12 protein-coding genes are annotated in these 15,189 nt (G+C 68.5%); 11 read left to right on the top strand and 1 reads right to left on the bottom strand.

Translation table 11 applies throughout. The features are described from left to right. Positions 1-51: 51 nt before the first annotated feature. Together EJC51_RS17245 and clpX are read left to right on the top strand one after the other, a co-directional pair. A complete protein-coding gene (locus tag EJC51_RS17245; protein WP_126271895.1) occupies positions 52-732 on the top strand; it encodes an ATP-dependent Clp protease proteolytic subunit in 681 nt (226 codons plus the stop codon). 189 nt (positions 733-921) lie between these two features. Then, positions 922-2,211: an ATP-dependent Clp protease ATP-binding subunit ClpX gene (clpX, locus tag EJC51_RS17240; RefSeq protein ID WP_126271894.1), complete on the top strand. Its 1,290-nt coding sequence runs from the start codon at positions 922-924 to the stop codon at positions 2,209-2,211. A 71-nt stretch (positions 2,212-2,282) separates the two neighbouring features. Here clpX and EJC51_RS17235 read toward each other — a convergent pair whose 3' ends face one another. Further along, positions 2,283-3,203: a hypothetical protein gene (locus EJC51_RS17235; protein ID WP_126271893.1), complete on the bottom strand. Its 921-nt coding sequence runs from the start codon at positions 3,201-3,203 to the stop codon at positions 2,283-2,285. 137 nt (positions 3,204-3,340) lie between these two features. Between EJC51_RS17235 and EJC51_RS17230 the strand changes: the two genes are divergently transcribed. The 9 genes from EJC51_RS17230 to rodA all read left to right on the top strand — a co-directional run bounded on the left by EJC51_RS17230 (position 3,341) and on the right by rodA (position 15,188). Next, on the top strand, positions 3,341-5,965 hold the full coding sequence (locus tag EJC51_RS17230) for a valine--tRNA ligase (RefSeq protein WP_126271892.1): 2,625 nt from the start codon (positions 3,341-3,343) through the stop codon (positions 5,963-5,965). Between the two features lie 171 nt (positions 5,966-6,136). Continuing rightward, entirely contained in the window at positions 6,137-7,624 is a 1,488-nt protein-coding gene (gene folC / locus EJC51_RS17225; protein ID WP_126271891.1) for a bifunctional tetrahydrofolate synthase/dihydrofolate synthase, read from the top strand. A gap of 6 nt (positions 7,625-7,630) precedes the next feature. Further along, positions 7,631-7,993, top strand: a complete 363-nt coding sequence (locus EJC51_RS17220; RefSeq protein ID WP_126271890.1) for a DUF4233 domain-containing protein — start codon at positions 7,631-7,633, stop codon at positions 7,991-7,993. A 74-nt stretch (positions 7,994-8,067) separates the two neighbouring features. Further along, positions 8,068-8,481: a nucleoside-diphosphate kinase gene (ndk, locus tag EJC51_RS17215; protein ID WP_079311146.1), complete on the top strand. Its 414-nt coding sequence runs from the start codon at positions 8,068-8,070 to the stop codon at positions 8,479-8,481. Positions 8,482-8,745: 264 nt separating this feature from the next. Beyond that, a complete protein-coding gene (locus tag EJC51_RS17210) occupies positions 8,746-9,765 on the top strand; it encodes a rod shape-determining protein (protein WP_004931372.1) in 1,020 nt (339 codons plus the stop codon). Between the two features lie 154 nt (positions 9,766-9,919). Beyond that, positions 9,920-10,867, top strand: a complete 948-nt coding sequence (gene mreC, locus EJC51_RS17205) for a rod shape-determining protein MreC (RefSeq protein ID WP_079311147.1) — start codon at positions 9,920-9,922, stop codon at positions 10,865-10,867. Positions 10,868-10,880: 13 nt separating this feature from the next. After that, positions 10,881-11,558, top strand: a complete 678-nt coding sequence (mreD, locus tag EJC51_RS17200) for a rod shape-determining protein MreD (RefSeq protein ID WP_097264068.1) — start codon at positions 10,881-10,883, stop codon at positions 11,556-11,558. A gap of 181 nt (positions 11,559-11,739) precedes the next feature. Then, on the top strand, positions 11,740-13,995 hold the full coding sequence (mrdA, locus tag EJC51_RS17195) for a penicillin-binding protein 2 (protein WP_126271889.1): 2,256 nt from the start codon (positions 11,740-11,742) through the stop codon (positions 13,993-13,995). Continuing rightward, positions 13,992-15,188 carry a rod shape-determining protein RodA gene (gene rodA / locus EJC51_RS17190; RefSeq protein WP_126271888.1) on the top strand — a complete coding sequence of 399 codons (1,197 nt, stop codon included), beginning with the start codon at positions 13,992-13,994 and terminating at the stop codon, positions 15,186-15,188. Before mrdA ends, rodA begins: the two co-directional genes overlap by 4 nt. Position 15,189: the final 1 nt, after the last annotated feature.

Here is a 15,189-nt window from a genome sequence, read left to right as displayed (position 1 = left end):
AGCGGCCCGCAGAGCCCCCAGCCGACCGCCTCAGCTCCTAGGAGACAGACAGTGAACGACCACCCCGGCAGCGGCCTGTACGACCGCACGCGCGCCGAGTACACGGGCCCCTCGGCGGAGTCCCGGTACGTCATCCCGCGCTTCGTCGAGCGCACCTCGCAGGGCATTCGCGAGTACGACCCGTACGCGAAGCTCTTCGAGGAGCGCGTGATCTTCCTCGGCGTCCAGATCGACGACGCCTCCGCCAACGACGTCATGGCGCAGCTGCTGTGCCTGGAGTCGATGGACCCCGACCGGGACATCTCGGTCTACATCAACAGCCCGGGCGGCTCCTTCACCGCCCTCACGGCGATCTACGACACGATGCAGTTCGTGAAGCCCGACATCCAGACGGTCTGCATGGGCCAGGCGGCCTCCGCCGCCGCGATCCTGCTGGCCGCCGGTACGCCGGGCAAGCGCATGGCGCTGCCGAACGCCCGCGTCCTGATCCACCAGCCGTACAGCGAGACCGGCCGCGGTCAGGTCTCCGACCTGGAGATCGCCGCCAACGAGATCCTGCGGATGCGCTCGCAGCTGGAGGAGATGCTGGCCAAGCACTCCACCACGCCGATCGAGAAGATCCGTGAGGACATCGAGCGCGACAAGATCCTCACGGCCGAGGAGGCGCTCTCGTACGGCCTGATCGACCAGATCATCTCCACCCGGAAGATGAACAACGCCGCAGTCCGCTGACGCGGCTGCTGTATCGTCTGCCGCCCCTTGGCATGGTTCGTGTGCTTTGACACGCTGCACGTCAAAGTGAACCCGGCCAAGGGGGGCCCGAACGGGGGGCCAGGCAAGGTACCGTCGGATTAAGGCAGCACCAGGAGCCGCTGGACTCGAAAGCGTCCAGTCGTCTCCCAGGCGAAGGGGAAGCACACCGTGGCACGCATCGGTGACGGCGGCGATCTGCTCAAGTGCTCGTTCTGCGGCAAGAGCCAGAAGCAGGTCAAGAAGCTCATCGCAGGGCCCGGTGTCTACATCTGCGACGAGTGCATCGATCTCTGCAACGAGATCATCGAGGAAGAACTCGCGGAGACCAGCGAGGTGCGCTGGGAGGAACTCCCCAAGCCCCGCGAGATCTACGAGTTCCTCGAGGGCTACGTGGTCGGCCAGGAGGCGGCGAAGAAGGCCCTCTCCGTGGCGGTCTACAACCACTACAAGCGCGTCCAGGCCGGCGAGAACGGCGGCGCCAACGGCCGTGACGACGCGATCGAGTTGGCGAAGTCCAACATCCTGCTGCTCGGGCCCACGGGCTCCGGCAAGACACTCCTCGCCCAGACCCTCGCCCGCATGCTGAACGTCCCGTTCGCGATCGCGGACGCCACGGCGCTCACCGAGGCGGGTTACGTAGGCGAGGACGTCGAGAACATCCTCCTGAAGCTCATCCAGGCTGCGGACTACGACGTCAAGAAGGCCGAGACGGGCATCATCTACATCGACGAGATCGACAAGGTGGCTCGAAAGAGCGAAAACCCGTCGATCACGCGGGATGTGAGCGGTGAGGGAGTCCAACAGGCGCTGCTGAAGATCCTGGAGGGCACGACGGCGTCGGTCCCCCCGCAGGGCGGCCGCAAGCACCCCCACCAGGAGTTCATCCAGATCGACACGACGAACGTCCTGTTCATCGTGGGCGGTGCCTTCGCGGGCCTGGAGAAGCTCATCGAATCGCGGGCCGGCGCCAAGGGCATCGGCTTCGGCGCGACGATCCGCTCGAAGCGCGAGCTGGAGGCCAAGGACCAGTTCGAGGACGTCATGCCGGAGGACCTGGTGAAGTTCGGGATGATCCCCGAGTTCATCGGCCGCCTCCCGGTCATCACCTCGGTCCACAACCTCGACCGCGAGGCCCTGCTCCAGATCCTGGTCGAGCCCCGCAACGCACTCGTGAAGCAGTACCAGCGCCTCTTCGAACTCGACGGCGTGGAGCTGGACTTCGAGCGCGAGGCCCTGGAAGCCATCGCCGACCAGGCCATCCTCCGCCAGACCGGCGCGCGAGGCCTGCGCGCCATCATGGAGGAAGTCCTCCAGGGCGTGATGTACGAGATCCCGTCCCGCAAGGACGTGGCGCGGGTCGTCATCACGGCGGACGTCGTCCACTCCAACGTCAACCCGACGCTGATCCCGCGGGATGCGCGGGGCGGGCGGGGGTCGGGGGAGCAGAAGACGGCGTAACGGCCGCGGACAGAGACACGAACGAAGGGGCCCCGGTCAACTGACCGGGGCCCCTTCGCAGTTGACGAACGTCAGGCCTTCACGCGCACGTCCTGGCGGAGCTTGGCGGCGAGTTCGGCCGCCTCCGTCATCGTGGCGCTCTTGCCCGCGACCAGGTCGGCCATGTCGTACGACACCACGTACGCGAGCGTGCTGTGGTCACCCCAGACGCAGACCGGCATGGTGATCTTCTGGCCGGACTCGCTGGACTCCATCTCCTGGCACTTCATGATGCCGTTCTCGAACCCGGCAGGCTTCTGCTCCGTGGGGGAGCCCACAAGGGTGACGCCGGAGTCCTTGTCCTTCTTGGACTCCGTCTTCAGCTGGGCGAACATCGCGTCGACGACCTTCTCCGGGTCCTCGATGCTGCCGTAGACACCCGCGAAACCCAGGGTCTTCACGGTCATGCCCGTGCCCGCGTCGTAGCTTGCGCTGACGTCCTTCGCACCCTTGACGCCCCACGACTCGGCGTCCTTGACGTCGCTCTCGGTGAGGGTGTCGGCCTCGGCGTCGTCGCCCTTCTTGTACTCGCTGTTGAGGACCGTCGCCGGTGCCGTCAGCTTGTACGTACCGTCATCCGCGATGTCCGACCCGCTGCTGCTCCCCTTGAGCAGCAGCGCCGCCCCCACCGCGACAGCCGCCACCACGGCCACCGCGCCGATGATGATGCCGAGCTTCTTCTTGCCGCCGCCCGGTGCCGGGGGCTGCGGGACGCCGTACGGGGGCTGGCCGTAGGGGGGCTGCTGGCCGTACGGGGGCTGGCCCTGGGGCGGGACGCCCTGCGGGGGCTGCTGCGGGTAGCCGTAGCCCGGCTGGGGCGCGGTCGGCTGCTGAGGGTAGCCATAGCCGGGCTGGGGGGCCTGCGGCGGCTGCTGGCCGTACGGACCCGGCTGGCCGTACGGTCCGGGCTGCTGGGGCTGCCCGCCGTACGGGCCCGGCTGGTTGTAGCTCATTTCCTGGGTTCCCCTCCAGATACTTATGTGTTCCCGACATCCTTGCGCAGGCAGGGCGCAGGTACCGCATCGGGGGGCCCACCGTTACAGAACAAACGCGTTTCGGGACACGCCCGGGACACCCCTAAACTGACCCCGTGACCGAGAACGCTCAGCAGCAGCCACCAGCGCCCGACACCGAACTGCCGACCCAGTACGCGCCGGCCGATGTAGAGGGGCCGCTGTACGAGCGCTGGGTAGAGCGTGGTTACTTCGAGGCGGACGAGAAGAGCGACAAGCCGCCGTACACCATCGTCATCCCGCCGCCGAACGTCACGGGCAGCCTGCACCTCGGGCACGCCTTCGAGCACACCCTCATCGACGCCCTGACCCGCCGTAAGCGCATGCAGGGCTTCGAGACGCTGTGGCAGCCCGGCATGGACCACGCCGGTATCGCCACCCAGAACGTCGTCGAGAGGGAGCTCGGGAAGGAAGGCAAGTCCCGTCACGACCTCGGCCGTGAGGCCTTCGTCGAGCGGGTCTGGCAGTGGAAGGGCGAGTCCGGCGGGCAGATCTCCGGGCAGATGCGGCGCCTCGGTGACGGTGTCGCGTGGTCGCGTGAGCGCTTCACCATGGACGAAGGGCTGTCGCAGGCCGTCCAGACCATCTTCAAGCGGCTCTACGACGACGAGCTGATCTACCGCGCCGAGCGCATCATCAACTGGTGCCCGCGGTGCCTCACGGCCATCTCGGACATCGAGGTCGAGTACCAGGACGACGACGGCGAGCTGGTCAGCATGAAGTACGGGGAGGGGGACGACACCATCGTCGTCGCCACGACCCGTGCCGAGACCATGCTCGGTGACACCGCCGTCGCCGTTCACCCCGACGACGAGCGCTACAAGCACCTGGTCGGCAAGCTCATCAAGCTCCCGCTGACCGACCGCTCCATCCCGGTCGTCGCCGACACCCACGTCGACCCCGAGTTCGGCACCGGCGCCGTCAAGGTGACCCCGGCCCACGACCCGAACGACTTCGAGATCGGCCAGCGGCACGACCTGCCGGCCATCACGATCATGGACGAGCACGCCGTCATCACGGCCCACGGTCCCTTCCAGGGCCTGGACCGCCTGGAGGCCCGCTCCGCCATCGTCGCCGCGCTGCGCGCCGAGGGCCGGATCGTCGCCGAGAAGCGGCCCTACGTCCACTCCGTCGGCCACTGCTCGCGCTGCAAGACCACCATCGAGCCGCGCCTGTCCATGCAGTGGTGGGTCAAGGTCGGCCCGCTCGCGAAGGCCGCCGGCGACGCCGTCCGCGACGGGCGCGTCAAGATCCATCCGCAGGAGATGGAGAAGCGGTACTTCGACTGGGTCGACAACCTCCACGACTGGTGCATCTCACGGCAGTTGTGGTGGGGCCACCGGATTCCCGTCTGGTACGGGCCGGAGGGTGAGGTCGTCTGCGTCGGGCCCGACGAGGAGCCGCCGAGCGGCGAGGGCTGGCGTCAGGACACCGACGTCCTCGACACCTGGTTCTCCTCGGGCCTGTGGCCGTTCTCCACGCTCGGCTGGCCCGAGCAGACCGAGTCGCTCGCGAAGTTCTACCCGAACTCCGTCCTGGTCACCGGCTACGACATCCTCTTCTTCTGGGTCGCCCGGATGATGATGTTCGGCCTGTACGCGATGGACGGCACGCCGCCGTTCCACACCATCGCCCTGCACGGCATGGTCCGCGACCAGTTCGGCAAGAAGATGTCGAAGTCCTTCGGGAACGCGGTCAACCCGCTGGACTGGATGGACAAGTACGGCTCCGACGCGCTCCGGTTCACCCTCGCGCGCGGTGCCAACCCGGGCGTCGACGTCCCGATCGGCGAGGACTGGGTCCAGGGCTCCCGGAACTTCGCCAACAAGATCTGGAACGCCACGCGCTTCGCGCTGATGAACGGCGCGACGGTGGAGGGCCCCCTCCCGGACGCCTCCGCGATGTCGGCGACGGACCGCTGGATCCTCTCCCGCCTCAACTCGGTCGTCGCCGAAGTCGACGCCCTCTACGAGGACTTCCAGTTCGCGAAGCTCTCCGACGCCCTCTTCCACTTCGCGTGGGACGAGGTCTTCGACTGGTACGTCGAGCTGTCCAAGACGACGTTCCAGGCGGGCGGCGAGCCGGCCGAGGTCAGCAAGCGGGTCCTGGGCGAGGTCCTCGACGTCACGCTGAAGCTGCTGCACCCGGTGGTCCCGTTCGTCACGGAGACCCTGTGGACCACCCTCACCGGTGGGGAGTCGGTTGTCATCGCCGAGTGGCCGACCGACAGCGGCTTCCGTGACGCGGCGGCCGAGACCGAGATCGAGAGTCTCCAGTCCGTCATCACCGAGGTCCGCCGCTTCCGCGCCGACCAGGGCCTCCAGCCCGGCCAGCGCGTCCCGGCCCGCCTCACGCTCGACGGCACGGCGCTGGCGCCCCACGAGGCCGCCATCCGCCAGCTCCTGCGCCTCCAGCCGGAGGGCGAGAGCTTCTCCGCGACGGCGACCCTCCCGGTCGCGGGCGCCACGGTCGCCCTCGACCTCTCCGGCACGATCGACGTCGCTGCGGAGCGCAAGCGCCTCGCCAAGGACCTCGCCGCGGCGGAGAAGGAGAAGGCCCAGGCCACGGCCAAGCTCGGCAACGAAGCGTTCCTGGCCAAGGCCCCGGACAACGTGGTGGACAAGATCCGCGGCCGCCTGGCGAAGGCGGACGAGGACATCGCAAGGATCCAGTCCCAGCTGGACAAGCTGCCGCCCGCGTAAGGGTTTCTACGACGCCGAGGGCTCCCGGAACCATTTGGTTCCGGGAGCCTTCGCGTACCCAAGGGGCGCGGGGAACTGCGCGACCGGCCACGAACCACCCGCACCCGCCGAACAAGACAAGCCACCCCACTCCATAGGCGAGCTGTCACCCCCCGTCCGTAGACTGACCCCGTGAGCGACAGCGACGACCCCTTCGACGAGATCATCTCGGCAGAGACCGACCGCGACCCCGACCTCGCGGTCATCGAGGCCGGCAGCCGCACCCTGCGCACCCAGGGCACCCCGCCCGAGGCACAGGTGCCGACCCGCCCCGAGGACCCCGAGCTCGACAAGGCCCTCAGGGACGTCGAGGCGGAGCTCGCCACGCGCTGGGGCGAGACCAAGCTGGAGCCCTCCGTCAGCCGCATCGCCGCGCTGATGGACGTCCTGGGCGAGCCGCAGCGGTCGTACCCGTCGATCCACATCACGGGGACGAACGGCAAGACCTCCACGGCCCGCATGATCGAGGCCCTGCTCGGCGCCTTCGAGCTGCGTACGGGGCGGTACACCAGCCCTCACGTGCAGTCCGTCACCGAGCGCATCAGCCTCGACGGGGCGCCGATCTCCGCCGAGCGCTTCATCGAGACGTACGAGGACATCAAGCCGTACGTCGAGATGGTGGACGCGCGGCAGGAGTACCGGCTGTCGTTCTTCGAGGTGCTGACCGGCATGGCGTACGCCGCCTTCGCGGACGCGCCCGTGGACGTGGCCGTCGTCGAGGTCGGCATGGGCGGCACCTGGGACGCCACCAACGTCATCGACGGTGACGTCGCCGTCGTCACGCCCATCGATCTCGACCACACCGACCGGCTCGGCGAGACGCCCGGCGAGATCGCCAAGGAGAAGGCCGGCATCGTCAAGCAGGACGCGACGGTCATCCTGGCCCAGCAGCCGGTCGACGCCGCTCAGGTGCTGCTCAAGAAGGCGGTCGAGGTCGACGCCACGGTCGCTCGGGAAGGGCTCGAGTTCGGGGTCGTCGCGCGGCAGGTCGCCGTCGGCGGGCAGCTGCTGACGCTGCGCGGGCTCGGCGGGGAGTACGAGGAGGTCTACCTCCCGCTGCACGGCCCCTACCAGGCGCACAACGCCGCCGTCGCGCTCGCCGCCGTCGAGGCGTTCTTCGGCGTCGGCTCGCAGCGGCCCGAGCCGCTCGACATCGACACCGTCCGCAAGGCCTTCGCTGCCGTGTCCTCGCCGGGCAGGCTGGAGGTCGTACGGCGGTCTCCCACCGTCGTGCTGGACGCCGCCCACAACCCGGCGGGTGCCCGCGCCACCGCCGAGGCGGTCGGTGAGGCCTTCGACTTCAGCCGGCTGATCGGTGTGGTCGGGGCGAGCGGCGACAAGAACGTACGGGGGCTCCTGGAGGCCTTCGAGCCGATCTTCGCGGAGGTCGTGATCACGCAGAACTCCAGCCACCGCGCCATGGACGCCGACGAGCTGGCCGCGATCGCCGTCGAGGTGTTCGGCGAGGAGCGCGTCCAGGTCGAGCCGCGGCTGCCCGACGCCCTGGAGGCCGCGATCACGCTGGCCGAGGAGGAGGGCGAGTTCGCGGGCGGCGGTGTGCTCGTCACCGGTTCCGTCATCACTGTCGGCGAGGCCCGACTGCTTCTGGGGAGGGGCTGACCACCCGTGCGTACGCTCTGTTCTTCGACCCTGATCGGCGAGTTCTTCGTCATCGGCTTCGCCGCCCTGGTCGCGATGAAGGACGACGACCTGTCCATGTCCACGGTGTGGACCGTCAGCGGGATCGCCATGTTCCTGTGTCTGGCGCTGTGCGGCGTGGTGACCCGGCCGGGCGGCATCGCGCTGGGCTGGGTGCTGCAGGTCGCCCTCATCGCCTCCGGGTTCGTCGTGCCGACGATGTTCTTCCTGGGCGCGGTCTTCGCCGCCCTGTGGTGGGCCTCGGTGCACTACGGCCGGAAGATCGACGAGGCGAAGGCCAGATTCGCGGCGCAGGCGCAGGCGGAGACCCCTACACCTGACGCTGCGTGACAGCCGGCCGGACACGCCCTGTAACCTCGGTCTTCCCGCACCACGCTTGACACGCTCGACTAAGGAGCCCCCTCGTGACGCAGCGCACCCTCGTCCTCCTCAAGCCCGACGCCGTCCGTCGTGGCCTGACCGGCGAGATCATCAGCCGTATCGAGCGCAAGGCCGGCTGGCAGATCACGGCGCTGGAGCTGCGCACGCTGGACCAGGAGACGCTGGAGCAGCACTACGGCGAGCACAAGGGCAAGCCCTTCTACGAGCCGCTGGTGGAGTTCATGGCCTCCGGCCCGGTCGTGGCGCTGATCGTCGAGGGTGAGCGGGTCATCGAGGGCGTGCGCGCGCTGGCCGGTCCGACCGACCCGATCGCCGCCGCCCCCGGTTCGATCCGCGGCGACTTCGGTGTGATCGTCCGTGAGAACCTCATCCACGCCTCCGACTCCGAGGAGTCCGCCGAGCGCGAGGTGAAGATCTTCTTCCCGGGTCGCGCCTGACGCGTGTGCCGTTGGTGAAAGTCCGGGGGGCCGCCTCCGGACTTTCTTGGCATATGCGTGCCGATCGAGGGAACGAGCACCCCCGAACGCCCCTCTCCAGAAGCGAACACCGTCGGCATCTGCTGACAATGGCGGAGACCCTTACGCAGTGTTCGTGCGGGCGCCACTACGATGGAAGCCTTCACGTCACAGCACCCACTTCGCCGACCTGAAAAGCCCTCAAAAGCTCCCAGGAAGGCCAGACGAATCCTGATGGGGAACTCAATGTCGTTCATCGGCCGTGACATGGCTGTCGACCTCGGGACCGCCAACACGCTGGTGTACGTCAGGGGTCGCGGGATCGTACTCAACGAGCCGTCCGTCGTCGCGATCAACACCAACACCGGTGGCATCCTGGCGGTCGGCGCCGAAGCGAAGAAGATGATCGGGCGCACGCCCGGCAACATCGTTGCCGTCCGTCCGCTGAAGGACGGCGTGATCGCCGACTTCGAGATCACCGAGCGGATGCTCCGCTACTTCATCCTGAAGATCCACAAGCGGCGGTATCTGGCTCGTCCGCGGGTCGTCGTCTGTGTGCCCTCGGGCATCACCGGCGTCGAGCGCCGTGCCGTCATCGAGGCGTCGTCCCAGGCCGGCGCCCGCCAGGTGCACATCATCGAGGAGCCCATGGCCGCGGCCATCGGCTCCGGCCTGCCGGTCCACGAGGCCACGGGCAACATGGTGGTCGACATCGGCGGCGGCACGACGGAGGTCGCGGTCATCTCGCTCGGCGGGATCGTCACCGCCCAGTCGATCCGCGTCGCGGGCGACGAACTGGACAACGCGATCATCCAGCACATCAAGAAGGAGTACTCCCTCCTCCTCGGTGAGCGGACGGCCGAGCAGATCAAGATCACGATCGGTTCGGCGTACGACCTCGACGCTGACGAGCACACCGAAATCCGCGGCCGGGACCTCGTCTCCGGGCTGCCCAAGACCGTCGTCATCTCGGCCGCCGAAGTCCGCAAGGCGATCGAGGAACCCGTCAACGCGATCGTGGACGCGGTGAAGACGACCCTCGACAAGTGCCCGCCCGAGCTGTCCGGCGACATCATGGACCGCGGAATCGTTCTGACCGGCGGCGGCGCCCTGCTGCGCGGTCTCGACGAGCGGCTGCGCCGCGAGACCGGCATGCCGATCCACATCGCCGAGGACCCCCTCGACAGCGTGGCGCTCGGCTCCGGCAAGTGCGTGGAGGAGTTCGAGGCGCTCCAGCAGGTGCTGGACGCCCAGCCGCGCAGATGAGGTAACTCTTCGATTCCGCCGTACGAGATGATCTCCTCTCGTACGGCGGATCGTTGATATAGAGGCATAAGCTCGCGCATACACATCCGCGCGTACACACCCGCACATTCCTGAACACTGCACATTCCTATTGAGGAAGGCACGGCCGCCGCACGTGAGGGACACACGAGAGAGCCGGCTGCTCCTGGTGCTGCTGATCGCCATCGCGTTCGCACTGATCACGGTGGACATCCGCGGCGGGGAGGACTCACCGGTCGACGGTGCCCGCCAGGCCGCGGCCACGGTCTTCGGCCCGATCGAGGACGGCGTCTCCGCCGCGGTGAACCCGGTCGGCAACGCGATCTCCTCGATCCGCGACTCCGGTGAGCGCCACGACCGGCTCGCCGCGCTGGAGAAGGAGAACGCGGCCCTCAAGGCGAAGCTCGGCAGCGACGACCGCAACGCCAGCCGCCTCAAGCAGCTCAACAAGTTGATGGGCATCGCCGCCGAGGGCCAGTACGGCATCAAGGGCGCCGAGGTGATCGCCATAGGAGCGGCCCAGGGCTTCTCCTGGACCATCACCATCGACGTCGGCTCCAACGACGGCATCAAGCGCGACATGACGGTCCTCAACGGCGACGGACTGGTCGGCCGCGTGACGACGGTCGGCCCGAACACCGCCACCGTGCTCCTCGCCAACGACCCCGACTTCACCGTCGGCACCCGCATGGAGGCCGGCGACGAGCTCGGCTTCGCCTCCGGGCAGGGCGACCGCCCGCTGCGCGTCGAACTCCTCAACGGCAAGGCCGAGGTGAAGAAGGGCGACCGCCTGGTCACCTTCGGCTCCCAGGCCGACAAGCCGTTCGTGCCCGGCGTCCCGGTCGGTGTCGTCTCCCGCGTCGACCCCTCCGGCGGCGGCCTGACCCGCACGCTCTACGTGACGCCGTACGTCAGCTTCACCAAGCTCGACGTCGTCGGTGTCGTCGTCGAGGCCCCGAAGAAGGACCCGCGGGACACGGTGCTGCCGAAGAAGCCGAAGCCGACCCCCACCCCGACCGTCACCGTCACGGTCACCCCCTCGGCGAACGCCAATGCCGACGGCCAGTTCGAGCAAGAGCAGTAGGAGCTGATTCCCCTTGCGTGTCAACCGGATCCTGCTCTCCACCTCCCTCGTCGTCGTCGCCCTGGTCCTCCAGGTCAGCGTCCTGTCCAGACTCCATCTGCCGGGCGCCGTCCCCGACGTGCTCCTGCTGACCGTCCTGGGCCTCGCCATGGTCTACGGCCATGTCGGCGGCGCCCTCGTCGGGTTCGGCGCGGGACTCCTCGCCGACCTCGCGCCGCCCGCGGACCACGCGGCCGGCCGCTACGCGCTGGTGCTGTGCGTCATCGGCTATCTCGCCGGCCTCGCCAAGCCGGAGAACGGCCGCCTGAAGTCGGCCACCGGCCCGATGGTCGTCGTGGTCGTCGCCGCCCTCGGCACGACACTGCTGTACGCCGGTGTCGGCGCCCTCGTCGGCGACACCGCCGCCCGTCATGTCGGCCTCGGCAGCCTGCTGTTCACGGCCGCGCTCTACGACCTGCTCCTCGCGCCCTTCGTCGTCCCCGGCATCATGGCGCTCGCCCGCCGCGCCGAGAACGACCCGCTCGCGGAGACCAACTCCGCCGCGAAGGCCACCGACATCTCGTCGGGGTGGCTGTCGTCCGGGACGGGGCTGAAGATCGGCGGTCAGCGGGGCGGGCTCGGCTCGCTGAAGACCAAGGCGCGGACGCGCACCGCGCGGGTCGGCCGCATCAAGGGGGTCAAGCGGCTGTGAGGGCGGGTGTGTTGAGGGCCCATCAGGTGTCTGTGGCCGTCTCGGGCGCCCGCGCGCGGAGCGCGCTGGTGGATGGATCACTCGAACGGGTTTGCCAGGGCGGAACGCCGTCTCACAGGTCAGCCGTTCATCATTCGTACGCGCACACAACTCGGCGCACTGAGAGGGGGCGGCAGCCGCAGTGACCAACATCCCCGAGACCGGTCGGACCCCACGGGTCCAGATCAGGCTCATCGTGATCCAGATCCTCGTCCTGTCCCTCCTCGGCACCCTCGGCGGGCGCCTGTGGTACCTCCAGATCCGCGAGGGCGACGAGTACGCGAAGGAGGCGTCCGGCAACCACGTCCAGCAGGTCGTCGAGCCCGCCGTCCGCGGCTCGATCCTGGACGCGCGCGGCGTGCCGATCGCGGACAACGAGACCCGGCTGGTGGTCTCCGCCTCCCGCACGGACCTGCTGAAGATGAGGGACGACGGCAAGGCCGTCCTCACCAAGCTGGCCAAGGTCCTCGGCATGAAGCCCGAGGACGTCATGCAGAAGGTCCGCCTGTGCGACGCCGAGACCCCGCAACCCTGCTGGAACGGCTCGCCGTACCAGCCCATCCCCATCACCGACGAGGCCACCGCCAAGCAGGCCCTGCAGATCCGCGAGCGCGCCGAGGACTTCCCCGGCATCACCGCCGAGCCCGAGGCCGTGCGCCGCTACCCGAGCCCCGGCAAGGCCAACACCGCCCAGGTCCTCGGCTACCTCTCCCCGGTCACCGACGAGGAGATCACCAAGGCCCAGGACACCGACTCGCCCTATCTGCGCTCCGACCAGGTCGGCCGCTCGGGACTCGAGCGTGAGTACGACAAGGAGCTGCGCGGCAAGGCCGGCGTCACCCGCTACGAGGTGGACAACCTGGGCCGCGTGATCGGCCAGGCCGAGGCCGACGAGGCCCAGCCCGGCGCCAATCTCGTCACCAGCATCGACTCCCGCGTCCAGCGCGTCGCGGAGTACGAGTTGAACGACGCGATGAAGGAGGCCCGCAAGCAGTTCGACGACAACACCGGCGAGAACTACAAGGCGGACTCCGGTGCCGTCGTCGTCATGGAGGCCAAGACCGGCCGGATCGTCGCCATGGCCTCCAACCCGACCTACGACCCCAACGCCTGGGTCGGCGGCATCTCCGCCAAGGACTACAAGAAGCTGACGGGCAAGGACTCCAACTACCCGCTGCTCAACCGGGCCATCCAGGGCCAGTCGGCACCCGGCTCCACCTTCAAGGTGATCTCCACGGCCGCCGCCGTCGAGGCGGGCTACGACTTCGACGGCCGCTACCCGTGCACGAGCTCGTACTCGGTCGGCGGCCAGGTCTTCAAGAACTTCGAGTCGGAGAACTTCGGCCCCATCAACCTCGGCCGCGCGCTGGAGGTCTCCTGCGACACCGTCTTCTACGGCCTCGCGCACAGGGAGTGGCAGCGGGACGGCGGCATCAACCCGAAGAAGGGCCAGCCGAAGGACTACTTCTTCAAGGCCGCCCACCAGTTCGGCCTCGGCAAGACCACCGGCATCGACCTGCCCAACGAGGTCACCGGCCGCGTCCCCGACCGCCAGTGGAAGCAGGCGTACTGGGAGGCCAACAAGGACGCCTGGTGCAAGACCGGCAAGAAGGACGGCACGTACGTCGAGAAGATCTCGTACGAGAACTGCCTCGAAGGCAACAAGATGCGTGCCGGTGACGAGATCAACTACTCCATCGGCCAGGGCGACACCATGGTCACCCCGATCCAGATGGCCACGATCTACGCGGCGATCTCCAACGGCGGCACCCTGTACAACCCGACGGTCGGCAAGGCCATCGTCAGCGCCGACGGCAAGAGCGTCGACGAGATCGCGCCCAAGTCCCACGGCAAGCTGCCGATAAGCAAGACCACGCTGGCCAAGATGGACGACGCCCTCGCGGGCGTGGCCACCCGCGGTACGGCCGCCTGGCGCTTCGCGCAGGTCGGCTGGCCGCAGGAGAAGATCCCGATGCACGCCAAGACGGGTACGGCCGAGGTCTACGGCAAGCAGACGACGTCCTGGTTCGCCACGTACACCAAGGACTACTCGATCGTGATGACGATCTCCCAGGGTGGTACGGGCTCCGGCGCCTCGGGTCCGGCCGTGCGCAACATCTACGACGCGCTGTACGGCGTCTCCGACGACGGCACCATCAACAAGAAGAACGCGCTGCTGCCCACCCCGCAGAAGAGCCTGCCGAAGGTCCGCACGGACGGCACCATCAAGTCGCCGAAGGTCGCCAAGGACCCGGCCAAGCAGCAGCGGGTCAGCCAGGAAGGCGCCCCCAAGCCGGAGGAGACCACCCTGGCGGCGACCGTCGAGCAGCCGACGAGCGGCAACCGCAACACCCGCAGGCGGCGCCGCCGCAGGGGAAGCCGGAGGATGTGCACATGACCGGCAACAGCTTCTCCGTCTCCGGGTACGGCCCCGAGCGCGCGGGCTGGACCCGGCTGTTCGCCCGTGACTCGCTCGCCCGCCGGCTGGACTGGCCGATACTGTTCGCGGCGCTCGCGCTGTCGGGCATCGGCTCGCTGCTGGTCTTCTCGGCGACCCGCAACCGCACCGAGATCAACCAGGGCGACCAGTACTACTTCCTGATCCGGCACATCATGAACACCGGCATCGGGTTCGCCCTGATGATCGGCACGGTGTGGCTGGGCCACCAGGCGTTGCGAACGGCCGTGCCGATCCTCTACGGCGCCTCGGTGTTCCTGATCCTCATGGTGCTCACCCCGCTGGGCTCCACGGTCAACGGCGCCCACTCCTGGATCGTCCTCGGCGGCGGCTTCTCCCTCCAGCCCTCGGAGTTCGTGAAGATCACGATCATCCTGGGCATGGCGATGCTGCTGGCGGCGCGGGTCGACGCGGGCGACAAGCCCTACCCGGACCACCGGACCGTGCTCCAGGCGCTGGGCCTGGCCGCCGTGCCGATGCTGATCGTCATGCTGATGCCCGACCTCGGATCGGTCATGGTCATGGTCATCATCGTGCTGGGCGTGCTGCTCGCCTCCGGCGCCTCCAACCGCTGGGTGTTCGGGCTCCTCGGCACCGGCGCGATCGGCGCGATCGCCGTCTGGCAGCTCGGCATCCTGGACGACTACCAGATCGCCCGCTTCGCCGCGTTCGCCAACCCCAGCCTCGACCCGGCGGGCGTCGGCTACAACACCAACCAGGCGCGGATCGCGATCGGTTCGGGGGGTCTGACGGGCGCGGGGCTGTTCCACGGCTCGCAGACCACCGGCCAGTTCGTGCCCGAGCAGCAGACGGACTTCGTCTTCACGGTCGCGGGCGAGGAACTGGGCTTCGTCGGTGCGGGCCTGATCATCGTGCTGCTCGGCGTGGTGCTGTGGCGGGCCTGCCGGATCGCCCGGGAGACGACCGAGCTGTACGGCACGATCGTCGCGGCGGGGATCGTGGCCTGGTTCGCGTTCCAGTCCTTCGAGAACGTCGGGATGACGCTGGGCATCATGCCGGTCACCGGTCTGCCGCTGCCGTTCGTGTCCTACGGCGGAACCTCCATGTTCGCCGTGTGGGTCGCGGTGGGACTCTTGCAGTCGATCAAGGTGCAGCGGCCGATGTCGGCCTAGC

Origin of the sequence: Streptomyces aquilus (assembly GCF_003955715.1) — a bacterium.
Classification (GTDB): Bacteria; Actinomycetota; Actinomycetes; order Streptomycetales; family Streptomycetaceae; genus Streptomyces; species Streptomyces aquilus.
This window is presented reverse-complemented; position numbering and strand designations above follow the sequence as displayed.

Bases quoted from the DNA above. Each gene is read 5' to 3' on its own strand.
- EJC51_RS17210 (WP_004931372.1), top strand. From the start codon at position 8,746: ATGTCGTTCATCGGCCGTGACATGGCTGTCGACCTCGGGACCGCCAAC.
- EJC51_RS17235 (WP_126271893.1), bottom strand. From the start codon at position 3,203: ATGAGCTACAACCAGCCGGGCCCGTACGGCGGGCAGCCCCAGCAGCCC.
- rodA (WP_126271888.1), top strand. From the start codon at position 13,992: ATGACCGGCAACAGCTTCTCCGTCTCCGGGTACGGCCCCGAGCGCGCG.